This is a genomic window from Paenimyroides ceti (assembly GCF_030409925.1).
Genome location: NZ_JAUFQU010000001.1, coordinates 1,408,270 through 1,432,524 on the forward strand (window position 1 = coordinate 1,408,270; position 24,255 = coordinate 1,432,524).

Here is a 24,255-nt window from a genome sequence, read left to right on the forward strand (position 1 = left end):
AATTTAGTGAAAATCAGGTATAAAAACATGATGTAAATAAGTTAGGAGTGAAACATTGATACAGGATGTATCTTTGAGCATTTTATTTATTAAGGTACTGTATAAAAATATGAAAGGCAAGCGATTCGCTTGCCTTTTATAATAAGGAGAAAGGTAAAGATTAGAATTGATTTGCAAATTCTTTTGCAAATTCTTCTGCTTTAACAGATCCGTAAACCGGACTCCCGGAGAGTACAAAATCATTTTGAATGATTCCGTTCCGCAGCGCCCTCCCCATTTCAGTATAGAGTTCAGATATTTCAACAGGCACTCCTGCCTGTAACATTCCATTCAGGTTTTGCTCATCTGTAAAACTTGTCCATAATAAAGGTTTGTTGATGGCACTACCGATTATCGTTGCTAACTCTTCAGGTGTTTTGATGTCACTTATGATATATCGTATGTTGTTTTCTGTGGCTATCTTTTGTAATTCTTCTGCTACCGCCACTGCAATGTCAGTAGGGTGTACTAAAGGTAACAGAGTTGTATTTTGCATATTTCCGCCTAAAATTCCCATATTTTTTATCATCGGAACAGAAGCGTAAAAATTAGTATAGAAATATCCGGCACGAAGATATGTTATGGCGACATCTTTCAATTCATTAAAAACAGATTCTATATTATGCAATGCCTGTATCGGACCTGTGCCATTTGGCAGGTCAGCACCAATACTGCTCAGCATTACTACTCTTTTTATGCCTGATTTTTGTATGGCTGACGCCAGTGCTTTTCCGGCATTTGTGGTATTGATAATAATGTTACTTCCTCCCATATTTGGTGGAGTCATCGAAAAGACGGCATCCGCTCCTTTAAATGTTTTTTCCAGAAACTGAGCATCATTTACTGAACCTATGGCAGCATTAGCTCCTAACTGTTCAATTTCAGTCTGTCTCTCGATACTGCTTGTAATTACAGTAACTTCGTGTCCTTCGCTGATGAGTTTTTGGGTAAGTGGTTTGCCTATATTTCCCAGAGATCCTACAATTGTAAATTTCATGATTATTTATTTTTATAATTTGTTTTACAAAGGTATCTTTGTACTTACTTTTATACAAGTACTTACCCTAAAGTGTGTATTATGACAGCGATTAAAGAATCATCTACCATTCAGGAAAATAAGCGGTATGCTTTGGCCGAATGTCCGGTTACTTATGTAATGGAAAAAATAGGAGGCTATTGGAAACCCATCATTTTATATCACTTGACAACAGGTGATAAAAGATATAGTGAATTGAAACGGGCAATTCCTGCCATTACGGAAAAAATGCTGATTCAGCATCTGAAACAGCTTGAGGGAGATAAACTCATCATCAGAGAGGCTAAACCAGTGGTACCTCCTTTTGTAACTTACAGACTCACAAATTCTGGTCGTGCTTTGCATCCTATTATCGATGCAATGGCACTATGGGCAACTGAAGATATGAAAGGAGTGTTTGAAAAGTAAAGTTCTTCTGGATTATTCAGTTGCTTTCCATTTGATTTCCGCATCAAAATGTATGATGATTTCTGTGATGTTATAGTCTTCATCATATACATTTGTGTAGAAAATCACATACAGAGGTCTTTCCATATTCTTACACGCAATCTGTTCGTCACTTTCTAATAGCTCAAGTACACTTATCGTTCTTTCAGCATTCCAGTTTTCAGATGTTCCTGTGGGTGTTTTGTCAAATCTGTGGTCCTTTTTAGAAGTGTAGTACCAGTAACTTGGAGCATCGTTACTAATGAACATACGCTGTTTATCATTGAAAGATGATTCAGCCATACCCGTGTTTTCAAACCAGGTTATTTCCAGATCTCCTTCACCAAGAGCGGAACGATACAGATCTTCATCAAGAGTAGCCCCAACCAAAAGGCCTTCAATGCCTATAGACTGAATTTGAAAACTAAAAGGAGCTTTGTTAAGCATATATACATTCTTTTCAGAAGTTATTTCCTTTTGATTCTGCATGACTTTTACTTTTAATTCCTGTGCGTGTAATGTTAAAGAGGCATATAGGAAAACGATGCTGCCTAAAATCGTTTTTAATGTTTGTTTCATATTGTTTACTGTTTGTTATTTATAAGTTCTTATCTGATGGATGACAAAGTAAAAGAAAAAAAAGAGTTGATTAACTCCCCAATATCCGTCATTTTTATCTTTAAAGAAGATATAAGGAAAAGATTATAGGAAATGATACAATAAATGATATAAAAAACGCCTGTGTTTTTTACAGGCGTTTTTGAAGGTTATTTTTTTAAGATTGCTTTACCAATCTTCTGAGTACAGCCCATTGTTTCAAAGCTTCTCTTGATTCTACTGCGGGATATCCCAATACTTTTTTTCCGCTTTCAATATCACTCATTACCCCTGCTCCGGCACCCACTACAGCTCCGGCTCCAATAGTTACATGATCTTTAATAGAAGCACTACCGCCGATTACAACACCATCGCCTAAAGTTACAGAGCCAGCGAGTCCGCTATTTCCTGCCATTATACAGAATTTACCGAGAACGCTGTTATGTCCGATTTGAACCAGATTGTCTATTTTAGTTCCGTCTCCTAATATGGTAGAACTGAATTTACCTCTGTCGATGCAGGATCCGGATCCGATTTCTACTCCGTTTCCAATTACCACATTCCCAATCTGAGGTATTTTTATAAGCATTCCTTTTTCAGGACAGAAACGATATCCAAAACCGTCTGCACCAATAGTGACATTGGGTTGAAGAATACAATCATTTCCGATATGACAACGCTCACGAATGACTGTTCCTGACCAGATAATACTGTTTTTTCCTATCGTACAGTCATCTAAAACGGTCACATTAGGGTATAAAATAACATGATCTCCTAATACTACGTTTTTACCAACATATACACCTGCGCTGATTTTACATCCTACACCAATTTTAGCAGTTTTGTCAACATGCGCTGTCGGATGTATTTCTTCTTCAAGCACCGGCGACTGAGGTGAAAAGACCTCTAATAATTTTGCCATTGCCAGATCAGCATTTTTTACACGTATCAGTGCGCGGTTCTCTCCAGGTTCAGCAACAATACCTTCATTTATAATAGCAACAGATGCTTCAGAGGTTTCCCATAGATCGGCATATTTTTTACTTCCGATAAATGTAATGTGATTGCTTTTTGCTTTTTCAAGCTGCTCAGGTCCTGTAATAAGATTAGTTGTAGTACCTTCTAAAATACCATTCAGTATTTCGTTGATTTCATTAATGTTGAATGACTTCATTTATTATTTTTAGTGTTATAACCTTCAGTCTTACTATGAATTTAATTCTCTGGACTAAAAATCAGCATCAAATAAAGTGTTTTCATAATCGATATCCAAATAATTAACCTTTATAGAAGCAGAAATATCTGAGAATTTTATCTTTTGTAAGATATTTTTTCAAAAAAAAGAGTTCATTTCTGATTGGTAACCTATGTGATAACGTAAATAAGAATTTATTATTTTATAGTCAGTATATTATTAACATATTTTTAGCTGTAACTAAATATATGACTGCAATTATATGTGAAATTCATAAAAGGAGTTGACGGGTAGTATAAAAATTGAGAAATGCCAGACTATTTCAATAATTATTGTAATTTTGCATTACTCATGTTACGCGTGAGTAATTTTTTAAAGTCAGTAAGCTTCCATCTTGCTGGCTTTTTCTATTTTCACAAAATCCTAAGTTGTATGTGATTTATAAATTGGGGAGGTATATACAGAATATAATGGTAATAAAAGAGTAACGCTCTTAAAAAAAAAGCCCGTTTTTAAACGGGCTTTTTTTATGGTACAATAACTAAGGATTTTACCAGATCTTTATGACTTCCTAAAACAAAGGAAGTCATCATCCCTATGATGGTTTCCTTTTTATCCGTTTCGTTTTCTTTGGTAAGATGCATAGATAAATAATTGGTTGATTCTTCATCTTTTTTTATTTTAAAGACAAATTCAAGGTCTTTAAATTGTTCTTCCATATGAGAGAAAACGGGTCTGATTTTATAATTAATTTTGACTTCATTTTCTGTAAAAATCCATTTATTGCTGTCTTCATGCATAATAGATTTTTCTAATTTAGACCTTAAATAGGAAGGTCTTCTGTAAGGGTAGATTCTTAACTCCATAAAAATGTTTTTTTTCCCTACGAAATTAAGATATAACGATGACTTATCAAACTTTCAGCAGGATTAATTTATTCTGAATAAATATTAAACTATTGATATACTTGCTTATTAAAGAACTTAGTAAGAAAAATAAAATTTACTCAGCTGAAAAATGCTGATAGTTGTATAACCTTATTTTTTTTCAGCCCTAACTATTCAATTTTGATGCCATGGACGTTGATAGATTGTTTAAGAACCTATAATCAGTAATAAGATATATAAGTGAGAAAAAAAGGCATATTAATTGCTTATAAAATCAACAAAGTGTCGTGAAATTATGCAATAATTCTACATTATTTTTGATCAGTAAAAATATTTTACTTTATTAAGAGAGGAGGGTATGATCCTGTAGATATTAATTGTTTTTTTCGTTGATGAATAAGAAATTTCGTAGGTTTGATAAAACTATTTATTACTGATGTATACACTTAGTCTGGATAAAATATTTTTAAACACTCGCCTTTATGAAGAAATAAAAGTACATGACTTAAGTGTCAATACTTTGTTGAATCTATTGTTCTACTATCACAATGATGACATCTTTTTTTTTAATCCTTCCCTGCATTGTTATTGTAAATCATGTGATCAAAAAGTTTTTTTTTCAAGTATCGCCAATAAGGAACATAAAGAATCTTTTTATGAATACAAATTCCTGATGCTTGAAAATGATTATAAGGATGAAAGTGAGAAAATAAATGTTTTATTGAGCATATTGCAAAAATTGAATTATATATCCAAGAGTTTTAAATGCCCGAATGTGTCAGATGGTTCCCATAATATAAGTTTTATATTTAAGGTGATTGAGGGCAGTCTGTATAAAATAGGTCAGTATCCTTCTCTGGATGATATGAATCGTTTTAAGCAAAATAAAGTAAAAGAAATTACAAGAGAAATTTTTACGGAGTTAAATCAAGCACACGATTTGTTTGCAAGTGGTTCGGTGAATAAGGCTTATATTATTTTAAGAGAAATTTTAGACAAGCGTATTATCACACCAAAGTTTTTATCTAAGAATTTTTCAGGACTAAAGAATAAAGAGGTAAGTATTTCGGAAAAAATATCCTTTTTAAAAAGCGATTTACCAGAAATTCTCATTCATGATGAAGGGCTTATTCATTTTTTAAAAAAGAGAGCAGAGGATGTTAAGATCAATGAAAGCAAGCATTATTTTGAAATAATTTATTATGCAATACTCATAATAGTAGAGAATGATTTATCACAATAATAGTATCAGTTCATAATTTTATTAACACTGTAAAATGCGAGATATAACAAAAGGAATCCGATTACCGGATTCCTTTTTTGTTTTCTGAGTGAAACACTTATAACGATCACTTCCTTTTCTTAGCATTACAAATAAAGCAAAGAAAATACCATCAGAATTATTTTTTTATAAAATACATTTAATCAATTGTTTTTTAATGCTTTATGGTTTTTGAGTAAATTGATTTTTTCTTTTTATCTGTTTATTTGGTCATCGTTTTGTTGCATTTTTCTACATCAAATTGTGTTGATTGTATGGGGAAATATTACAAAATGATTGTTTGAGAGACGCAAGAATTTTTGTAAATTTAAGATAGAGACCACATTTTTAACCCAATTAATAATTTACTATGAAAAATAAAGAAAATCTCATCCTTACATCGAAAATGGAATTTCATCATGAGGAAATGTTGAAAGACAAATTATCAGCCGGCTTTTTATCACTACAATTAGCTACTATAATCAGTGAGATGGTTTATGCGCATTATAAAGAAAGTCATGTTTTGTATCTCCGAAAGATTTTTATAGAATATGAAGATCAGGTTCTTAAATTTATACGTATTAAAGTTCGGGATTTTAATAAGAAAAAGAAGATTATTGATAAAGAGTTCTGAATTATTCGTTTTACAGTTTTCAGGGGATGGCTATATGGATTTAATACTAAGCTTTTATAAAAAATCATTAAAATAGTTAAGTAACGATTTTGTGCATAATTGTCGTTACCATCCCTTGTATTGTTCGGCTATTTTCCTGATGATGTTTTCTTGTAATGTGTTGTCAGGGAATTTGATACAATTGATATAGCTAAGCTGCAGCTTTGTTGCCTGCGCGGTTAAGCCTTACTTTTTTGGGAAACTGTTCAAAGAAAATGAAAATGTACTTCCCGCTCCTAAATCACTTTTTACAGCAATATCTCCACCCTGTGCCTGTATAAATTCTTTGCTGATGCTCAAACCCAGTCCTGTACCTTCTTTCTTTGTGCCCGGTATGCGAAAATAGCGTTCAAATATCTTGTCAAGGTACTGTGGGGAAATGCCTTGTCCTGTATCGGTAACGGAGAAGTGTACTTTGTTGTCTGCTGCTGTTACGTCAATATATACCGTTGAGTTATCATAAGAATACCGAATAGCATTGGAAAGCAGATTTGTAAGTACCCAGGCCGTTTTTTCGTTATCGGCAAACACCTGAGGCAGGTGATCTGCTGTTCTTATTTCAAAGCTGATTTGTTTTTGTTCAGCTGCTGCTTTGGTTGCATTTACGGCATATTCTACTATTTCTCTGACATCAGACGGTACAACACTTATCTGAATAATACCGCTTTCCACTTGTGTCATATTCAGTAATTCTCCTGTGATTTTCAGTAATCGTGAAGTATCATCTGTTATACTTTCTAAAAGGCTTTTTTGTTCTGTATTTAATTCGCCTATTTGGTTATTTTCCAGCAATTGTAAGCTCATCTTTATCGATGAAATAGGCGTTTTCAGTTCGTGGGAAACTGTGGCAATAAAGTTGGTTTTTGCAAAATCCAATTCTTTATAAGGGGTAATATTTTGTAAAAGGATGACATCTCCAATATGCATTTCTGTCTGTTCGCCTGTAGGGGTAATCTTAATCGGAATAATTTCTTTCTCAAAATAGCTTTCTTTACTGTCGGCATAAATTTTTATCGGCAGAGATTTTGTTTTTTTATTGGTTGTTTCATTTTCGGATAAATTTTTTATCAGGTTTTTTATGAGGTCGTTGCGTTCTGCAATTGTATAAATGGGTGTGCCAATTACATTTTCTTTCTGAAGCCCTGCTATCTTTAATGCAACATTATTCATAAACAAAATAGTCTGATTTTCATCTAAACCGATAACCGGTTCACTCATATTATTGATGAGCGTTTCAATACGTTTTTTTTCCATCATCAGCTTTGCCAGGCTGGTGCTGCTATATTCTTCTAATTTTTCAGCCATGGTATTAAATGATTGGGCTAACTCTCCAAATTCATTGTGCTGCTCAAAATGCACTCTTCTGGAGTAGTTTTGTGCAGCGATTTGTTTGATGCTTTCCGTTAGTTCTCTGATAGGATTAGCAATGTTTGAAGGCAGATTTATTAAAAGTGTGAATGCTATTATAAAAGAAAGTGTTCCTGTAATGGCAATCCAAAAAACGGCATTCTCAGCGGTGTCCTGAGCAACATCACTTTTTCGGTGTATAGCCTGCATATTCAGAAGCATGGCACTGGTAATGTCTTTTTGTATGGTTTTGTGTAAAGAACTATCATTGGGGTTGTTTATGATTTGCTCAAAATCGGCTTTTATGCTGTCCGTGATTTCCTTTTCGCCAACTTCTGTGATGGTTTTCGTTTGTTTTGACAGACTTTCCCAGAATTTCTTTTGTTGTTCAGGATTTGAAATATCATTGTTTAATGCATCCAGCATTTGACGGCAATAATCTACTGTATTGTAGTTATCCGCCAGAATGTTTTTTGCATCGTTGGACAGTTTATTTATCTGATTTGCACTCAACACGGTAAGTAGGGCTATCATAGCAAATAATAGCCCGACACCTAACGTTAATTTTGTTTTTACCTTCATCGCTTCAATTCTTTAACTTAATATCACCAGATCCATGTTATTGGTCGATAGCTTTTTTAAAAGACCATTGAAAACATTGCCCGCCAAAATGATATGCAACAGACTTAAATGTGGCTTTCCTATACAAACGGTGGTTATTTTTCGTTGCTCACACTGCTCAATAATCGCTCTGGAAGCATTTTTATTTTCTACCTTTATGATTTCTGCTCCTAATTCTGTTGCTAATTTAAAGTTATTTATAAGATGTCTCTGTTTGTCGAGTGCTATTTTATCGGAACTTTCTTTAGGTGTTTGTACATACAGAACAAACCATTTGCTGTTGTAATAGTTAGCCAAACGAGCTGTTTTGCGGATAACATTCCGTGCTGTTTTTTCATTGGAACTAATGCACGCCAAAAATTTTTCTCTTCTGGAAGAACCTGGTAAGGTAATTTCATTTTCTACTTTACGTTCTACCTGAGATGCCACTTCTTTTAGCGCCAGTTCCCGCAATTGCAGAATATGCTCACTTTTGAAAAAGTTGTTTAATGCGGTTTCGATTTTTGTATGGTCATATATTTTTCCCTCCTTTAATCTTGTTATCAGTTCATCAGCGGTAAGGTCTATATTGACCACCTCGTCAGCCTGGGCGATGACACTATCAGGAATACGTTCTTTTACCTCAACACCGGTAATATGTCTTACTTCCTCATTAAGGCTTTCAATATGCTGAATGTTTACCGCACTAATCACATTGATGCCGGCATCCAGGATGTCCAATACGTCCTGCCAGCGTTTTTCATTTTTACTGCCCTCAATATTGGTATGGGCTAATTCATCTATTATCACGACTTCAGGACGTAAATTGATGACTGCCTGAACATCCAATTCTTCTAATTCTTTTCCTTTATAAAACAGCTTTCTTCTTGGAATAACGGGAGTACCTTCTAATAAAGCCTGTGTTTCTTTTCTGCCATGTGTTTCAATGTATCCGATTTTTATGTCGATACCATTTTGCAACAACGAATGTGCTTCCTGTAACATACGAAAGGTTTTGCCTACACCGGCACTCATGCCTATGTAAATTTTGAATTTGCCTCGCCTTGATTTTTTTATCAGGTCCAGAAACTGTTGTACGGTTTGGTCTTTTTCTGTCATCAGAGTGCAATGGCTAATGATGTTGTGATGAAAAAATTGTCATTACCAGATTTATTGTTTCCTGTAAAAACCTTGTCCTTGCTGGAAAGCCCTCTTCCTTCAATACGCCACATGATATTTTTACGTATCTGGTAGTCATAATTTATAGAATATCCCCAGGTTTTAAATCCATTCGGTGTATTTGTACCGATGATTACACCGTTTTCGTCGTTATAATACTCTGTTCGTATTGCCACATTATGTTTTTCGGTTGGGCTATATTTCACGATAACAACCGGTGTGCACCAGGTGTTATAACGCTTACTTCCCCTACTTTTTTGTTCTGCTCCAATATCAAATCCTGTTGTAAGGGCAAATTTTTCCGTGATTTGAAAAATACCGTAAAGGTTGTGGAAATATCGCATTTGCTTTGTACTATCGGGTTTGTCATTACCTATGAATGAACTGCTGTTGAGTGTAATTTTTGAATTAGGCTTGCAGGTCAGTTGATGGCCGAATGCAATGGTATTATTGCCGTCCATACGCTGTATGCGTTGCCATCCGTTCAAAACCAAACCACTGATAAACCATTTATCATTATCAGTTGTGTAAGAAATTTTTACACCTGTTTCAAAATAAGGTGAATTTTCCGCATATATGCCTCTCGTGAGTGTCCAGTTGTCCATACCTATCGCACTTTCAAAACCGATGTGAGAAGGAAAAAAGCCGGCATCAATCCACAAATTCTTTTTACTGGAAATTTTTACACCGGCATTTGCTTCATATATATTTTTCAATACGCCCTGCTCAGCTGCGTAATTTGCATTCATATAAGTACCGACAGCCAGGGCATAATTTGCTCTTACTATATCTGTGTTATAGGATACTTTTACAAGACCTAAATTTACATTCAATTCATTATGCCTATTGTGTGAGTAGATAAATTCTGGGCGATTATGGTCACCGGGCTTACTGAAATCATAAGTGTAATACGTTTCTAAATAACCGCTAAAAGAAAAGGCTGATTTTGCATTATCTGTTTGTCCAGTGCTCTTTATACTTAATAAAATCAGCACCGCCAATACTGTTTTTTTCATTTACTTTAAATTATCTAATGCGATATTTAATTTGAGAACATTTATTTTTTCAGGTCCAAATAATCCAAACAAAGGTTTTTCTGTATTGGCAAGGATGAGTTGCTGAAGATTTCCTTCAGCAATGCCACGAATTTTAGCAATTCGTTTTACCTGTATTTTTGCTGCCTGTACGGAAATATTCGGATCGAGACCACTACCACTTGCTGTTACCAAATCTACCGGGATTTCAGACTTCGAAATACCCGGATTGTGTACCAAAAATGTATCAATTCTTGCCTGAACCTGTTTGAGATATTCTTTATTCGACGCCGCTTTGTTGCTACCGCCGGAACCTGCGGCATTATAATCTACAGCGGAAGGGCGTGACCAGAAATAGTGATCTTTTGTAAAAGACTGTCCTACATTGGCATAATAGATTTTACTATTGAACGTAATCACTTCTCCTTTTCCCTTATTGGAAGAGAACTGTGCTATACCCCAAACAATGATCGGATAGATTATGCAGAGTAATAGAATACTAAAAACCGTTAGCTTAATAGCCGGTAAAATATGTTTTTTCATTTGTAACTTTTTTATTGATTTTTATTTGTCCAATGGAATACGTCAAGTTGCAATCAATTGAATTTTGATTATCTGACTTATTTCATTTCTATGAATGTTTTAAATAAATATTGAAACTAAAATATCTATAAGCTTTATCCCTACAAACGGAACAATAATGCCTCCCAAACCGTAGATGAATAAATTTCTGCGTAGTAATGCACTGGCTCCTATAGGTTTATAAGCTACTCCTTTTAACGCCAATGGTATCAGTAACGGAATAACGATTGCATTGAAAATAACTGCTGAGAGGATAGCACTTTCAGGCGAATGTAAATTCATAATGTTCAATCCTTGTAAAGCAGGAATGGAAGCAATAAACAGTGCCGGAACAATGGCGAAATACTTTGCTACGTCATTGGCGATACTGAATGTGGTTAATGTTCCTCTCGTCATTAATAATTGCTTACCTATTTCTACGATTTCAATCAGCTTGGTCGGGTCGTTATCTAAATCCACCATATTGCCCGCTTCTTTGGCTGCCTGTGTACCGCTGTTCATCGCTACGCCCACATCAGCCTGTGCTAAGGCAGGTGCATCATTCGTACCATCGCCCATCATGGCTACTAATTTGCCTTCCGATTGTTCTTTGCGGATATAGTGCATTTTATCTTCGGGTTTTGCTTCGGCAATAAAGTCATCTACACCCGCTTTTTCGGCAATGTATTTTGCCGTCAGCGGATTATCACCTGTAACCATTACAGTTTTAATTCCCATTTTACGCAATCGTTCGAAACGTTCCTGTATGCCGGGTTTTATGATGTCCTGCAATTCAATTACACCTAATATTTTTTCATTTTCGGCAACAACGAGTGGAGTTCCGCCATTGCTTGAAATAGATTTGACCTGTTCAGCAGTTTCCTGTGGGAAATGGTTTCCTGCTTTTTCAACCAGATTTTTGATCGCATCTGATGCCCCTTTTCTAATTTTGACGTTTTCATAATCAATTCCCGAACTTCTTGTTTCTGCGGTAAATTTGATGAATCGTGGTTTTTCAATTTGGTAGCTCAATGGATTAATTCCTGCCAATTCTATGATGGATTTTCCCTCAGGAGTTTCATCTGCCATAGAACTCAACACGACTGATTTCAAAAAATGTTTTTCATCCACTCCTTTTACCGGATAGAATTTCGTTGCTTTTCTATTGCCAATGGTGATGGTTCCTGTTTTGTCTAACAGTAATACATCTACATCTCCTGCTGTTTCAACTGCTTTACCACTTTTGGTAATGACGTTTGCGCGTAAAGCTCTGTCCATTCCGGCAATACCGATAGCGGATAGCAATCCGCCGATAGTCGTCGGAATTAAGCAGACAAAAAGGGAGATAAATGCCGCTACGGTAATGGGGGTTTGTGCATAATCTGCAAAGGGTTTCAGCGTAACGACAACAATAATAAACACGAGTGTAAAACCTGCCAACAGAATAGTCAAGGCAATTTCGTTAGGTGTTTTCTGACGGCTTGCACCTTCGACCAAAGCAATCATTTTGTCTAAGAAACTTTCGCCCGCTTCGGTGGTTACGCAAACTTTAATTTTGTCGGACAGTACTTTTGTACCACCTGTAACACTGCTTTTATCTCCACCTGCTTCTCTGATTACAGGAGCACTCTCTCCTGTAATGGCACTTTCATCAATGGTGGCCAAGCCTTCAATAATTTCGCCATCGGACGGAATTATATCGCCTGCTTCGCAAACAAAAACATTTCCCTTTTGAAGTTGAGAGGAAGAAACCGTTTGTCCGTTTTCTAACCGGGCTGGTGTTTCTTCTCTTGTTTTACGCAAACTGTCGGCCTGAGCCTTTCCTCTGGCTTCAGCAATGGCTTCAGCAAAATTGGCAAACAACAGAGTCATAAAAAGTAGAAGCGTTACAATAACATTGTAGAGCAGACTGCCCTGATTTTCTTCGCCTGTGATAATCCATACACATACACCTGCCATGATCAGCGTACCTATCCACACCATAAACATGACTGGATTACGGAACATTTTTGCCGGGTGTAACTTGATGAATGACTGTTTTAAGGCTTCATTCAGCAATGAAGGCTCAAATAATTTATTGCTATTATTATTCATTTATGTTGTGGTTGATAAGGATTAATAAAGTGAAAAGTATTCGGCAATAGGACCCAATGCCAGAGCCGGAAAGAACGCCAGTGCGGCAATGATAACTATGACGGCAAATACCATCAGTCCAAATGTTGCGGTGTCGGTTTTAAGGGTTCCAGAACTTTCCGGTATGAATTTCTTTTCTGCGAGTAAGCCTGCTATTGCGACAGGACCGATAATGGGTAGAAATCTGCCGAACATTAATACGATTCCTGTGGATATGTTCCAAAATGGAGTATTATCCCCTAAGCCTTCAAAGCCACTACCATTGTTAGCTGCCGATGAAGTATATTCATACAGCATTTCACTGAAACCGTGAAAGCCCAGATTGGCCAAAGTTACCAGTGTATATTGTGGCAAAGCGGTAGCTATAGCAGTTCCTACTAAAATCAGGAATGGATGTGCCAGTGCAATTATCAGGGCTATTTTCATTTCTCTCGCTTCAATTTTCTTACCCATGAACTCGGGCGTTCTGCCCACCATCAACCCGCTGATGAATACTGCCAGAATAATGAAGATGAGAAAATTGAGTATGCCTGCACCCGCACCGCCGTAAAATGCGTTAACCATCATTGCCAATAGTTCGTTCATACCGGATAAGGGCATCGAACTATCGTGCATAGAGTTGATACTACCCGTAGAAATAACCGTAGTTACAATACTCCAAAAGCCGGATGCTGCTGCTCCAAAGCGAATTTCTTTTCCTTCCATCGCACCGAGTGTATTATCAATTCCCATCTGTTCAATCGCAGGATTGCCGTTCATTTCCATAATAACATTGGGGATGACCAGTAGCAGAAATCCTACTGTCATTACGCCAAACATCATCCATGAAAATTTTCTTCTGCGGATAAAATAACCAAAAGCAAATACCATCGCCATAGGAATAATCATCTGTCCGATCATCTCGACCATATTAGTCAGGTAACTCGGATTTTCAAGTGGATGAGCACCATTAGATCCAAAAAAACCACCACCGTTTGTACCTAAGTGTTTAATGGGAACAAAAGCAGCTAATGGGCCACGACTTATTTCTACGGTATTGCCCTCTAAGTTGGTTATGGTATCTTTACCTTCAAAGGTCATGGGCATACCATTAAATACAAAAATGGCTGCAAATACCAACGATATAGGTAGTAAAATGCGGGTGCAGGATTTTAAAAAGTAATTATAAAAGTTGCCCAATTGAGTGGTTGATTTCTCCCGGAATGCTTTGAACAATATGACTGCCGCTGCCATACCCACACCTGCGGTCACAAACTGGAGAAACATAAGCCATATTTGCCCTAAATAGCTGATGCCTGTTTCGCCTGAATAATGTTGCAGGTTACAGTTTACCAAAAATGAAATGGTTGTATTAAATGCCAAATCTGCGGACTGGCTTGGATTTCCATCGGGATTGAGAGGTAAACTTCCCATATTCATCAGTATGCCCATACTCATCAGAAACCAGATAAGGTTGATGGTAAGCAAGGCTACTAAATGTTGTTTCCAGTTCATTTCCTCATCGGGATCGATGCCTGATGTTTTATAGAATAACCGTTCTATAGAGCTCAATACAGGGTCAAGAAAGGTTCTTTCGCCGGCATATACTTTTGCGATGTATTTACCAAACGGGATTGCCAGCAAAAATGTTATCCCGAACATGGTTATAATTCCTGAAATTTCTGTGTTCATATTTTTAATTGAATAATAGTTTAATAGACCAGGCGATAAGTATTATTAATCCAGAAAGACAAGAAGTACTTTGCCTACTTTTCATATTTCTTTATATTTTCTTTTAAGTTTCTCATACGGTCTTTATTCTGTGCCAGTTTCCCAACTTATTGTATGATATCGTTCTTAAAATTTTTCCGGTTTAATCAGCACATAGCACATATAGAAAAATATAGCAATGGCGATGATGAATAATGCGATCATATCTTTTCAAAGATTTTAATGAGTGAAAAAAACAGGGCAAAGCACAAAAGCCCTGTGAGGAGTAAAATGACTGTAAGCATAATCAATTATTTATTTTGTTATGCCATAAGATAGACAATCCCTATTCCAATACCATTGGGATCAATATTAAATAGTTGTATGATAGTATTTTACATTTTTTTTGATAAAAAAGGAAAATAAAAAACCCTTTCATTTTGAAAGGGGAGATACTATCGTTTTGAAAGGGTTATTTTATTTGGTATTCGTCAATTTTTCGATATAAAGTTGTTAAGGCAATATTCAGGAGTTTCGCTGTTTCTGTTTTATTGCCATTGGTGTAATTCAATACCTTTTGAATATGTATTTTTTCGGCACTGGCGAGGTCGAATCCGGACAGTATTTTTTCCCGAACTCCTACTGAACTGAGCTGTTGTAATTCAGCAGGCAGGCTATCCTCTGTTAATTCATTGCTATCGGTAAGAATGACGCTGCGTTCGATGACGTTTTTTAGTTCTCTGATGTTACCTTTCCACGAATGCTGTTTAAGTGCTTCCAGATAGCCTTTAGAAATCATATTGATTTTTTTGTTGGTCTTAGTGGCGAATGTCTGTAAAAACAATGCTGCCAATTCTTCTATATCCACAATTCTTTCCCGAAGTGGAGGCAATGAAATCTGGAAAACGGCAATACGATAATATAAATCTTCACGGAAGTTTCCTGCCTCTACTTCCTGCTGTAAATTTCTGTTGGTAGCGGCGACAATGCGTACATTTACCTTGGTTGATTTGCTGTCGCCAACCTTTAAAAATTCTCCTGTTTCCAAGACCCGTAATAACTTTGCCTGTAAATCTAAAGGCATTTCGCCAATTTCATCTAAGAAAACCGTACCGTTATTTGCTTCTTCAAAAATTCCTTTACTATCTTTGACTGCTCCTGTAAATGCACCTGCTTTATGTCCGAATAATTCGTTTTCCAACAATTCCTTACTAAAGGCAGAGCAGTTTATGGCAACGAAATTTTGTTTGTTTCTGTTGCTGGCATTGTGTATGGCTTGTGCAAATACTTCTTTTCCCGTTCCCGTTTCTCCAGTGAGCAAAACGGTCGTTTCACTGCCTGCCACTTTTTTTGCTGTATCAATAGAAGCACCAAGGGTTTTGGATTTACCAATGATGTTATCAAAGGAATATTTATTGCCCAACTGCTTTTCTAACTGTATTACCCGTTTGGCTAATGAAACTTTTTCGGTTGCTTTATAGAGCAGGGGAATGATTTTGTTGTTGTCATCTCCTTTGGTAATATAATCAAAAGCGCCGTTTTTCATTGCCTGAACACCATCTGCGATATTGCCGTAGGCAGTGAGTAATATGATTTCTACTAAAGGATATTTTTCTTTAATCTTTTTGGTGGCTTCAATACCGCTTCCGTCCGTTAGTTTTACATCACATATCACAACATCGACATCAGCTATTTCCAGTTTTTTAAAACCGTTTTTGATATCGTCTGCCTGCACCACATCAAATCCTTCCAAGGTAATGATTTTGGACAGCAGGGTTCTTATTTTTTCTTCGTCATCTATTATTAAAACTTTGCTCACGGTATTAAATTTATAGCGCAAATTTAAATATAAAAACGCTTGTTCATGAAATATTGCCGCTAAAGATGTGTTTAGATAATCTTTATCATTTTCAACGTTTTTCTTCTTCATAATCTTCAGCCTGTATATGGGCCAACAGAGTGAATCATACTAAATCGAAATTTGACAAATGTTACTGTGGAATAAACTCAAAAAGATTTTTTGTGGGTAGGTTGTACTTTGTATTTGTTTTTACTATTCAGCCAACTTGTATTTTATTTCTGGTTTGCTACATGCGCTTTGTTTGAGAAAATGTTTACTAATGAAACTATTTTTTTTGTTAAAAATAGCTTTGGATTTTTTTAAAAATTGAATCTTAAGCAAAAACAGCTAAATCAATTGATATACAGGAGAATAATGAATCAATAAATGAAAGAATTATACCTCTTCTTTGCTCGTAAATTATCGCACTAATCTTTTATTGGAAAATTTAGGTACGGTTTTTGGTTTTCGGTTATTAATTGCACACAAAACTATATTTCACGGGGCTTATCGCCATTTGTCGAAATGTTTTAGGGTGCATTAAATATGTGTTTAATCTATTATATTATAAAAATTTGCTATTATGAAAAAATTTGTTTTTTTAACACTGACCGCTGTAAGCTTCCTGTTTTTAATTCCTTCAGAAATGTATGCACAACGACATGACCGAGGGGGAGATAAACATGATAAACACAGAAAAGAATCTTCCAGAAAAAGGAAAGATTATGATAGAGATCACAGAGACTATAAGCATTGGAAAAATGATCATCGCTCTCACAGAGGATATGCAAAAGTGAAACACAAACATCACAAAAGACCAGCGTGGGCTGCTGCGCATAGATATGAGGCAAACAGACATATTTATTTCAGAGATTATGGTACATTTTACGATCCGTATCGCGAAGTATATGTATATAGAAATCGTGGAAGATGGGTTCAAACTACAAGCGTACCTACTTTTATGCTCAATGTAAATTTAGGAAGAGCACAGGTAACGATTTTAAAAGATATTCCTGTAACCAGACATCCCGAAGATTTTTATGGAGATTATAATGACCGTTATTGGCGATAGTCTTTATTTGATAACTATTACGGATTACTATTTAAAACAGGCGTATGCCTGTTTTTTTTAAGTTTATTTTTTTACAGAAGTTCTATATTTGTCGTATCACGATTAGCGTAAAACAGAATAGTATTTTACCAAAATAAATTATGGAAATTGTAATAAGACAGGAGAAACCCGAAGATTATGCTTTAGTATATGAGATAAATGAAATAGCATTTGGCCAGAATTCTGAAGCAAAACTTGTTGAAGCTTTACGAAAAAATAAAGATGTTTTTATACCGGAGCTTTCATTGATAGCACTTTACAAAGGGGAAGTAATGGGACATATTCTGTTTACAAAAATAACTATTCTCACAACAGATGGTCAGTATAAAGAAAGCCTTGCACTGGCACCAATGGCGGTATTGCCTCAAATGCAGTTAAAAGGTATTGGTAGTGCGCTTATAAAGCAAGGATTAAAAAAAGCCAGAGATTTAGGTTTTGCTTCTGTTATCGTATTAGGACATCCTGCCTATTATACTAAATTCGGATTTACTTCAGCATCTTATTACGGTATCAGACCTCCTTTTGAAGTGCCTGAAAATGCTTTTATGGCAATTGAACTTATTGATGGGGCTTTGAAAGAAAGTGAAGGTGTTGTATATTACTCTAAGGAGTTTGAAAATGTATGATAGACTTTTATTCTAATATTTATTGGTAATTAGCCTATAAGCAAATTTGAGCGGTTTTCCATTATTACTAACTGTAAATTATTTTATACTTTTATTTCATAGAATACTCAATTTATATCGGATGAATCGAATTAAAATAGAATTGAAATGGGCTTTTGTTTTTTTAGCCATGAGTTTATTATGGATGTTGCTTGAAAAGTGGACAGGCTTACACAGTACCCATTTAGATAAACATCAATATGTTTCTCTCATATTTGCAATACCTGCAATAGCAGTATATTATTTTGCTTTGACCAATAAAAAGAAAACCATATATGCAGGACAAATGAGTTTTAAGCAGGGGCTTTTTTCCGGTCTCCTACTTACTTTGATAATTACCCTTTTGAGTCCTATGTCACAATGGTTTGTTTCTACAGTGATTACTCCGGATTATTTTAATAATGTTATTGCTTATTCTTTAGAAACGGGATATTATGCTACAAGAAAACAGGCAGAAGCGTATTTTAATTTGAATAATTATATCGTACAGAGTATTCTTGGCGCTATTTCTATGGGGATTATAACTTCAGTTATAATTGCTTTTATTGTTAAATCAAAAAAGTCAGCTCAGAAATAATTTAAAAACGAACTTGTAACTTTATCATTAATCCATATACTATATAAAAATGGCAACAGTAAATGCATACCTCAATTTTAATGGCAATTGTCTTGAAGCGTTTAATTTTTATAAATCTGTTTTCGGCGGGGAATTTCCTTATGTAGGCAAATTCGGAGATATGCCTCCACAGGAAGGAATGCCTCCACTTCCGGAAAGTGAAAAGAATAAGATAATGCATATTACACTACCGATCAGCAAGGAAACCCTTTTGATGGGAAGTGACAGTTCTGAAGCTTTTGGTCACAACCATATTGCAGGGAATAATATTTCCTTATCTATTGATGCGCAGAGTAGGGAAGAAGCGGATACTTTATTTAACGGATTATCTTCGGGTGGTAAAATAAATATGCCAATGAGCGAAACATTTTGGGGAGCCTATTTCGGAATGTTTACAGATAAATTCGGAATTCATTGGATGATAAACTTTGATGAAGTGAAATAATTAAAAAAATTTTCTGTCAGGTTTGTACTATTTTCCAAGACAATAGTATGAACCTGATTTTTTATTTATTTCTGTAATTTTAATAAGTTGGTACTATAAAAGTAAATCCATTTGCACGACAATTTTTGTCAATTCAGCTACGTTTTTTGCCTTAAATTTATTCATGATATTTTTTCTGTGGGTATCAACTGTCAGTACGCTCAGTGATAATTCGTTTGCAATCATAAGACTTGTTTTACCTTCCGTAATCATTTTTAAAATTTCTTTTTCTCTTTTAGTGAGTTTTGGAAACTCATTAAAATCATAGGTGACCGGTTTACTGATAATGGCTTTAACCTCATTACAAAAAGAGATATTTCCTGCCAGCGACTCTTTTATAGCATACAGTAGTTCTTCAGTTGAAGCATTTTTTAGCAGGTATCCGCTGGCACCATATTGTATCGATTGCATAATGATACTTCTTTCTGAACGGTTGCTCAACATTAAAATAACAATCCCAGGCCGCTCTTTTTTTATTTCTCTGCATAATTCAATACCATTGCTATCCGGAAGTGTTATATCCAATAAAATTAAATCTACCGGATTTTCTTTAATAAAAGAAAGAATTTCACTGCCTTTGTGAAAACTTCCCATAATATTCAGTCCTTTTTCATTCATAAGGAGCTGTTTCAGCCCTGCTACAACAATGGGATGATCATCAAGAATCACAATATTGATATCAGTCATGTTCATTTATTTTTAGTTCTATATTGATGGTTGTGCCTTCATTAACTTCAGTAGTTATTTCCATTTTTCCATGCAGATATTGAATTCTGTTTTCTACATTATGAAGCCCCATACCGTTTTTTTGTATGGCTTCCTCTGTAATAAATCCAATACCATTATCCTCAATGGTAATTAGAAAAACGGAATCTTCCTGTGTACATTGCAGGAGAATAGCAGTAGCTTTTGCATGTTTTACAGCATTGGATAACAGTTCCTGAATAATTCTGTATATATGGAGCTGGGTAGCTAATGAAATATCTTTTTGCAAATTATAGCATTGTAAATCAATTTCCAGTTCGTGATGTGTGTAAAAATTACAGAGATCCTTTAAAGCCGTTTCCAGTCCGAACCGCAGTAATGATTCCGGCATAAGATTTCGTGCTACTCCTCTTAATTCATTGATGGAATTGTCTAATTGGGTGATGATTTTGTTAAACTCTGTACGCTCATCAGGTCTGAGGTGTAGTGAAGCCCAACCCGACAGATTAATTTTTACCCCCGCAAGCATTCCTCCCAATCCGTCGTGTAGTTCCTGTGCAATACGCCCCCGTTCTTTTTCTTCTCCGCTAAGCATTGCCTGAGTTACTTTTAGCTGTTCTTGTTGAGTTCTTTCTGCTATTTCCTGCTGATGATTTATTTCTTTTTGTTGGATCAGATTTTTATAATTGCGGTAATACATATAACTAAAAATAGCGATGAGAAGTAATATCATGCAAATGACAGCAAGAATTAATAAAAACTGTTTGTTTTTATCTGCTTCCAGAGCATTTTGTGCGGTTTCTTTTTCAAGTGCTGAAATGGCTTTTTGACTTTCGGCATTTTTATATTGAACTTCCAGTTCGGTGATTGTTTCTTTCAGTCGTGCATTTGATATACTATCACTCAGGGTGCTGTATTTTTTTAACCATATAAAAGCTTCCTGTTTATCATGGAGCAGTTCATTTATTTTTACCAGTTCATTATAAATGGTTTTTTTATTGTTTACATCTTTTAGAATAGATCCTTCCGCAACGAGATCAGTTAATACTTTTTTGGCTGATGTATAGTGCTGTTGGTGAAGGTATATTTCATATTTTCTGAAAATAAGCAATTGTAAAACATCTTTTTGATGATTTTTTTTTGCAGGAATTATTCCTTTTTCGGTTTCGAGAAGTGCTTCTTCAAATTGTGAGTTTGAAATGTAATAATGTGATTTTGCGAGGTAAAAAAAAGGATAATTGACGGATTCAGGAAATGATTTTAAAATTTCTTCTGCAGCATCCAGATATTTTTTTGCCTGATCTTTTTTATCTGCATACACGAGATTGGTAGCTGCGCCAATGTATGCCAGAACCAGTGTTGCAGAAGTCGGATATTCTTTTGATAAAAGATCTATTGCCTTTTTATTATAAGGTATAGCTTCTTCAAATTTGCCATTGTACATCAGTATCGTTCCAAACTGAGAATTGTAGTGTGATATTTTTTCTTTGTCTCCTGATTTTTCAGCCAGTGGTATAGCATGTTGCGTTACTATATCCATAACCGCTGCATATCCTTCTTTATCTTTAATCATTATGCCGTAATTATACCAGGATGCTGCCTGTAAAAGGTAGGATTCTTTAAACTGAAACGGCTTTAGATTTTTGATGGCATTCTGAAAAGCTGCTGCCGCCTTGATTTTATTCCAATTATAATAATATTGTCCTTCATAAAATGAAGCTGCTGCTTTCAGATAAGGATATTTAAGGCTCAGTTTAGTCCCTAAACCAAGATGCTTTTTGCTTTGTAAAGTATCTTTTGAACGATACAGATCAGCGAGTAAAAAATGCGTATTTGCTTTGATACTATCCGATGCATTTGAATGTAGAATAACAGATAAACTATCGGCATATTTTTTTTCATTGACAGGCACCAGTTGTTGGGCTACAACAGTAGATGTAATAAAAAAAAGGTAACAAAAGGCAAAAAGAAAACGCATATTTTTTTTAATTTAGCGAAAAGGTTTTTTATGGAAAAATAAGGATACTAAAGTAAGAAACAAATACCTAAAAACAGGTAGAAATTTTTACCGTAATGAAGGTATTGAATAGCAGTGAAAAAATAATAAACTTTGGACAAGTTTAAAACTGCAAAAGTGGAGAGAATTTTAAATTAAATAAATATGAATCAGAAAAGAAAATTATCAACGTTTTTAAGAAAAATGACTGTGCTAGCCAGTCTATTAGTAGTAGGAGTTCTTACTTTCTCATGTGGAAGTGATGACGGAGCAGCAACACCGGGTCCGGGTGGTGAAGGAAAAAACATTAAACTAACCATTACAATCAACGGAGTAGTTCCTGACGATTACCTTTCTTTTGTAACTGTAGGAAGTGCTTTAAACGATCCTATGCAAAGTACTATATGGAAAGTTAACGGAGTGACACAAACCAATGAAACATCTGTTAGTTTAAATAAAGATTCGTTTACAGGAAGTACCAAAACCTACGTGATCGAATCGGTTACTCCATTGAGAATGGCTATAGTTGGAATGGAGTTTTTAGCTTTTGGAACCAGAAGTTATACTTTTAGCTATAAAGCAGAAGTTAACGGACAGGTGGTTAAAGAAGAGAACAATGTTACAGTAAGCGACGGAAACAATTATTCACACGATTACACGTACTAATCAGTACTCATTTCAATTATAATAAAAAAGATCAGCCAATAGCTGATCTTTTTTATTTAATAGTACTTAATTGGATTCCTTTTCTTTAAAATCCTCTGAGATTTCACTGGTTTCATGTAAACCGTTTTCTTTTTCATCTGCTTTAAAACCTATTTGTCTGATAGGCTCCTGTTTTACTTTATAGAAATCAAATTCTGATTCTAATTCCAGAATACGGTGAGGGAATTCAGTTCCCACATTTTGCTTAGCTTCCATAATAAAGGCGGCACAGCGTTTTAAATAGCTGGAATTGAGTTTTGCTTTAGCTTCCATGAAAGCCGCTAATAACAACTGTTCGGTTAATTGGATGTCTTTATTTTCATCTTTTCTGTAAATAGCATATATTCTCTTTTTCAGGGATTGTGTAAAATCAATGATCATCGTATTAGAGAATAGCTTCATCTGAGATGCTAAAGGTTCCCAGAAAGGTTTGTCATGTGCGTTATTCTTCTCTAATATTTTGCACAATGGAGATTCATGTGTTAGATGCTGCATCATGTGGAACAGAATCAATTCTGCACGTTCATCCTCTGTTGGCGGAAATACAGGTATCTGCAGGTCAAATCTGCCCGGAGCAACAACATCATCATTAATGAGCGATAATATTTCTGCGGAACCAACAATGACAATTTCCTGATGTACATTTTTTTGTATATGTCTTAAAATGGCATTGATGAGTTCCATTGCTTCAGGAATGTACATTTTGTCTTTCGACTTATGCATGAGTTCATCGAAATTTTCAATGAATAGAAGCGTTTTTGGCTGCTTCATTTTTTCCATTAAAAATTTATTGAATTGATTTTTTGAACTCGCTTCTGCAGAAACAGACAAATAGTCTTTATAGACATGAACGAATTCATAACCAATGATGTTGGCTATTTTATTTGCCCAGAAAATTTTTCCACTTCCCGGAGGTCCATACAAAATAATGCCTGTAGGTCGTAAAATACCCCATTCTTTTATCTGATCTTCATTAATAAACGGATCCAATAAGTCCGTTACATAAAAGAATAAATCCGCATAACCAATTAAGGCTCTGTCAGTAACATGAATAGCGTTTGGAAAGGCCTTTGTAATAAAATCATAATTGCCACCAATATAGATGTGAATTAAAAAACTGGAAACAGTAGTTTTAAAATTATTAGGATCAATATTCGGCAGTCCGTTTTCTTTAAAAAAATTGAGAATTTCTTTTTCGTCTATTTTTAAAGTTTGGGCAATATCTTTCACGGTTTTTTCTTTTCCGTGATCTTCATTGTATAATTGAAGAAATTCCTTGTTATCCTTCGCAAATTTTTGAAATTTATCGGTTACCTCAAGCTTTTCATCTACACACCGACTGATGTCAATGTTAAAGTCAAAAATGAAGTTTTGAAGGCTTTCCAAAGAGATATTTATGTTTTGAGCTAAATCTTTTAGTTTCATTTTTTTATTGACAATATACAAAGAAACTATAGATCTGATTCTTATAAAAAA

At 35.1% G+C, this 24,255-nt stretch carries 24 protein-coding genes; 8 read left to right on the forward strand and 16 right to left on the reverse strand.

Annotated elements, in window-relative coordinates; translation table 11 throughout:
- Positions 1-3 precede the first annotated feature (3 nt).
- Complete coding sequence (locus QW060_RS06795; RefSeq protein ID WP_290362889.1) at positions 4-189, reverse strand: hypothetical protein; 186 nt, start codon at positions 187-189, stop codon at positions 4-6.
- The gene (locus QW060_RS06800) at positions 161-1,036 is read right to left on the reverse strand and encodes an NmrA family NAD(P)-binding protein (RefSeq protein WP_290362890.1); all 876 of its coding nucleotides are present in this window, start codon (positions 1,034-1,036) and stop codon (positions 161-163) included. The genes QW060_RS06795 and QW060_RS06800 overlap by 29 nt, the downstream gene beginning before the upstream one ends.
- A gap of 81 nt (positions 1,037-1,117) precedes the next feature.
- Here QW060_RS06800 and QW060_RS06805 point away from each other — a divergent pair, with 81 nt between their 5' ends.
- Positions 1,118-1,483, forward strand: coding sequence for a winged helix-turn-helix transcriptional regulator (locus QW060_RS06805; protein ID WP_290362891.1), 366 nt, complete (start codon positions 1,118-1,120; stop codon positions 1,481-1,483).
- A 12-nt stretch (positions 1,484-1,495) separates the two neighbouring features.
- Here the strand turns inward: QW060_RS06805 and QW060_RS06810 are convergent, their stop codons facing one another.
- The 3 genes from QW060_RS06810 to QW060_RS06820 form a co-directional block, all read right to left on the reverse strand.
- Positions 1,496-2,080 carry a hypothetical protein gene (locus QW060_RS06810; RefSeq protein WP_290362892.1) on the reverse strand — a complete coding sequence of 195 codons (585 nt, stop codon included), beginning with the start codon at positions 2,078-2,080 and terminating at the stop codon, positions 1,496-1,498.
- Between the two features lie 196 nt (positions 2,081-2,276).
- Positions 2,277-3,272: a UDP-3-O-(3-hydroxymyristoyl)glucosamine N-acyltransferase gene (gene lpxD / locus QW060_RS06815; protein WP_290362893.1), complete on the reverse strand. Its 996-nt coding sequence runs from the start codon at positions 3,270-3,272 to the stop codon at positions 2,277-2,279.
- 548 nt (positions 3,273-3,820) lie between these two features.
- Positions 3,821-4,159, reverse strand: a complete 339-nt coding sequence (locus QW060_RS06820) for a hypothetical protein (RefSeq protein ID WP_290362894.1) — start codon at positions 4,157-4,159, stop codon at positions 3,821-3,823.
- Between the two features lie 457 nt (positions 4,160-4,616).
- Between QW060_RS06820 and QW060_RS06825 the strand changes: the two genes are divergently transcribed.
- Together QW060_RS06825 and QW060_RS06830 are read left to right on the forward strand one after the other, a co-directional pair.
- Positions 4,617-5,423, forward strand: coding sequence for a hypothetical protein (locus QW060_RS06825; protein ID WP_290362895.1), 807 nt, complete (start codon positions 4,617-4,619; stop codon positions 5,421-5,423).
- Between the two features lie 388 nt (positions 5,424-5,811).
- Complete coding sequence (locus QW060_RS06830) at positions 5,812-6,075, forward strand: hypothetical protein (protein WP_290362896.1); 264 nt, start codon at positions 5,812-5,814, stop codon at positions 6,073-6,075.
- 225 nt (positions 6,076-6,300) lie between these two features.
- On the opposite strand, the gene QW060_RS06835 is transcribed toward QW060_RS06830, so the two are convergent.
- The 8 genes from QW060_RS06835 to QW060_RS06865 form a co-directional block, all read right to left on the reverse strand.
- Positions 6,301-8,043 carry an ATP-binding protein gene (locus tag QW060_RS06835; protein WP_290362897.1) on the reverse strand — a complete coding sequence of 581 codons (1,743 nt, stop codon included), beginning with the start codon at positions 8,041-8,043 and terminating at the stop codon, positions 6,301-6,303.
- A 12-nt stretch (positions 8,044-8,055) separates the two neighbouring features.
- Positions 8,056-9,180 (reverse strand): universal stress protein, encoded by a 1,125-nt coding sequence (locus QW060_RS06840; RefSeq protein WP_290362898.1) that lies wholly within the window; start codon positions 9,178-9,180, stop codon positions 8,056-8,058.
- Positions 9,180-10,256 (reverse strand): porin, encoded by a 1,077-nt coding sequence (locus QW060_RS06845; RefSeq protein ID WP_290362899.1) that lies wholly within the window; start codon positions 10,254-10,256, stop codon positions 9,180-9,182. Before QW060_RS06845 ends, QW060_RS06840 begins: the two co-directional genes overlap by 1 nt.
- Positions 10,257-10,817: a K(+)-transporting ATPase subunit C gene (locus tag QW060_RS06850; RefSeq protein WP_290362900.1), complete on the reverse strand. Its 561-nt coding sequence runs from the start codon at positions 10,815-10,817 to the stop codon at positions 10,257-10,259.
- Positions 10,818-10,916: 99 nt separating this feature from the next.
- The gene (gene kdpB / locus QW060_RS06855) at positions 10,917-12,929 is read right to left on the reverse strand and encodes a potassium-transporting ATPase subunit KdpB (RefSeq protein WP_290362901.1); all 2,013 of its coding nucleotides are present in this window, start codon (positions 12,927-12,929) and stop codon (positions 10,917-10,919) included.
- Between the two features lie 21 nt (positions 12,930-12,950).
- Complete coding sequence (gene kdpA / locus QW060_RS06860) at positions 12,951-14,639, reverse strand: potassium-transporting ATPase subunit KdpA (protein ID WP_290362902.1); 1,689 nt, start codon at positions 14,637-14,639, stop codon at positions 12,951-12,953.
- 165 nt (positions 14,640-14,804) lie between these two features.
- Positions 14,805-14,882, reverse strand: a complete 78-nt coding sequence (locus QW060_RS28445) for a potassium-transporting ATPase subunit F (RefSeq protein ID WP_397386089.1) — start codon at positions 14,880-14,882, stop codon at positions 14,805-14,807.
- Positions 14,883-15,129: 247 nt separating this feature from the next.
- Positions 15,130-16,476 (reverse strand): sigma-54-dependent transcriptional regulator, encoded by a 1,347-nt coding sequence (locus QW060_RS06865; RefSeq protein WP_290364711.1) that lies wholly within the window; start codon positions 16,474-16,476, stop codon positions 15,130-15,132.
- Positions 16,477-17,080: 604 nt separating this feature from the next.
- Here QW060_RS06865 and QW060_RS06870 point away from each other — a divergent pair.
- The 4 genes from QW060_RS06870 to QW060_RS06885 all read left to right on the forward strand — a co-directional run bounded on the left by QW060_RS06870 (position 17,081) and on the right by QW060_RS06885 (position 19,334).
- Complete coding sequence (locus QW060_RS06870) at positions 17,081-17,569, forward strand: hypothetical protein (RefSeq protein WP_290362903.1); 489 nt, start codon at positions 17,081-17,083, stop codon at positions 17,567-17,569.
- A gap of 140 nt (positions 17,570-17,709) precedes the next feature.
- Positions 17,710-18,234: a GNAT family N-acetyltransferase gene (locus tag QW060_RS06875; RefSeq protein WP_290362904.1), complete on the forward strand. Its 525-nt coding sequence runs from the start codon at positions 17,710-17,712 to the stop codon at positions 18,232-18,234.
- A gap of 121 nt (positions 18,235-18,355) precedes the next feature.
- Complete coding sequence (locus tag QW060_RS06880; protein ID WP_290362905.1) at positions 18,356-18,850, forward strand: DUF4199 domain-containing protein; 495 nt, start codon at positions 18,356-18,358, stop codon at positions 18,848-18,850.
- A 49-nt stretch (positions 18,851-18,899) separates the two neighbouring features.
- Positions 18,900-19,334, forward strand: coding sequence for a VOC family protein (locus QW060_RS06885; protein WP_290362906.1), 435 nt, complete (start codon positions 18,900-18,902; stop codon positions 19,332-19,334).
- Positions 19,335-19,427: 93 nt separating this feature from the next.
- Here the strand turns inward: QW060_RS06885 and QW060_RS06890 are convergent, their stop codons facing one another.
- Together QW060_RS06890 and QW060_RS06895 are read right to left on the reverse strand one after the other, a co-directional pair.
- Positions 19,428-20,060, reverse strand: a complete 633-nt coding sequence (locus tag QW060_RS06890; protein WP_290362907.1) for a response regulator — start codon at positions 20,058-20,060, stop codon at positions 19,428-19,430.
- Complete coding sequence (locus QW060_RS06895) at positions 20,053-22,056, reverse strand: tetratricopeptide repeat-containing sensor histidine kinase (protein WP_290362908.1); 2,004 nt, start codon at positions 22,054-22,056, stop codon at positions 20,053-20,055. The genes QW060_RS06890 and QW060_RS06895 overlap by 8 nt, the downstream gene beginning before the upstream one ends.
- A 228-nt stretch (positions 22,057-22,284) precedes the next feature.
- Between QW060_RS06895 and QW060_RS06900 the strand changes: the two genes are divergently transcribed.
- Entirely contained in the window at positions 22,285-22,740 is a 456-nt protein-coding gene (locus QW060_RS06900; protein WP_290362909.1) for a hypothetical protein, read from the forward strand.
- 66 nt (positions 22,741-22,806) lie between these two features.
- Here the strand turns inward: QW060_RS06900 and QW060_RS06905 are convergent, their stop codons facing one another.
- Positions 22,807-24,204: an AAA family ATPase gene (locus QW060_RS06905; protein ID WP_290362910.1), complete on the reverse strand. Its 1,398-nt coding sequence runs from the start codon at positions 24,202-24,204 to the stop codon at positions 22,807-22,809.
- Positions 24,205-24,255 lie beyond the last annotated feature (51 nt).

Excerpts from the sequence above, each read along its gene's own strand:
- QW060_RS06800 (WP_290362890.1), bottom strand. The coding sequence starts at position 1,036 with ATGAAATTTACAATTGTAGGATCTCTGGGAAATATAGGCAAACCACTT.
- QW060_RS06805 (WP_290362891.1), top strand. The coding sequence starts at position 1,118 with ATGACAGCGATTAAAGAATCATCTACCATTCAGGAAAATAAGCGGTAT.
- QW060_RS06810 (WP_290362892.1), bottom strand. The coding sequence starts at position 2,080 with ATGAAACAAACATTAAAAACGATTTTAGGCAGCATCGTTTTCCTATAT.
- lpxD (WP_290362893.1), bottom strand. The coding sequence starts at position 3,272 with ATGAAGTCATTCAACATTAATGAAATCAACGAAATACTGAATGGTATT.
- QW060_RS06820 (WP_290362894.1), bottom strand. The coding sequence starts at position 4,159 with ATGGAGTTAAGAATCTACCCTTACAGAAGACCTTCCTATTTAAGGTCT.
- QW060_RS06825 (WP_290362895.1), top strand. The coding sequence starts at position 4,617 with ATGTATACACTTAGTCTGGATAAAATATTTTTAAACACTCGCCTTTAT.
- QW060_RS06830 (WP_290362896.1), top strand. The coding sequence starts at position 5,812 with ATGAAAAATAAAGAAAATCTCATCCTTACATCGAAAATGGAATTTCAT.
- QW060_RS06835 (WP_290362897.1), bottom strand. The coding sequence starts at position 8,043 with ATGAAGGTAAAAACAAAATTAACGTTAGGTGTCGGGCTATTATTTGCT.
- QW060_RS06840 (WP_290362898.1), bottom strand. The coding sequence starts at position 9,180 with ATGACAGAAAAAGACCAAACCGTACAACAGTTTCTGGACCTGATAAAA.
- QW060_RS06845 (WP_290362899.1), bottom strand. The coding sequence starts at position 10,256 with ATGAAAAAAACAGTATTGGCGGTGCTGATTTTATTAAGTATAAAGAGC.
- QW060_RS06850 (WP_290362900.1), bottom strand. The coding sequence starts at position 10,817 with ATGAAAAAACATATTTTACCGGCTATTAAGCTAACGGTTTTTAGTATT.
- kdpB (WP_290362901.1), bottom strand. The coding sequence starts at position 12,929 with ATGAATAATAATAGCAATAAATTATTTGAGCCTTCATTGCTGAATGAA.
- kdpA (WP_290362902.1), bottom strand. The coding sequence starts at position 14,639 with ATGAACACAGAAATTTCAGGAATTATAACCATGTTCGGGATAACATTT.
- QW060_RS28445 (WP_397386089.1), bottom strand. The coding sequence starts at position 14,882 with ATGATCGCATTATTCATCATCGCCATTGCTATATTTTTCTATATGTGC.
- QW060_RS06870 (WP_290362903.1), top strand. The coding sequence starts at position 17,081 with ATGAAAAAATTTGTTTTTTTAACACTGACCGCTGTAAGCTTCCTGTTT.
- QW060_RS06875 (WP_290362904.1), top strand. The coding sequence starts at position 17,710 with ATGGAAATTGTAATAAGACAGGAGAAACCCGAAGATTATGCTTTAGTA.
- QW060_RS06880 (WP_290362905.1), top strand. The coding sequence starts at position 18,356 with ATGAATCGAATTAAAATAGAATTGAAATGGGCTTTTGTTTTTTTAGCC.
- QW060_RS06885 (WP_290362906.1), top strand. The coding sequence starts at position 18,900 with ATGGCAACAGTAAATGCATACCTCAATTTTAATGGCAATTGTCTTGAA.
- QW060_RS06890 (WP_290362907.1), bottom strand. The coding sequence starts at position 20,060 with ATGACTGATATCAATATTGTGATTCTTGATGATCATCCCATTGTTGTA.
- QW060_RS06895 (WP_290362908.1), bottom strand. The coding sequence starts at position 22,056 with ATGCGTTTTCTTTTTGCCTTTTGTTACCTTTTTTTTATTACATCTACT.
- QW060_RS06905 (WP_290362910.1), bottom strand. The coding sequence starts at position 24,204 with ATGAAACTAAAAGATTTAGCTCAAAACATAAATATCTCTTTGGAAAGC.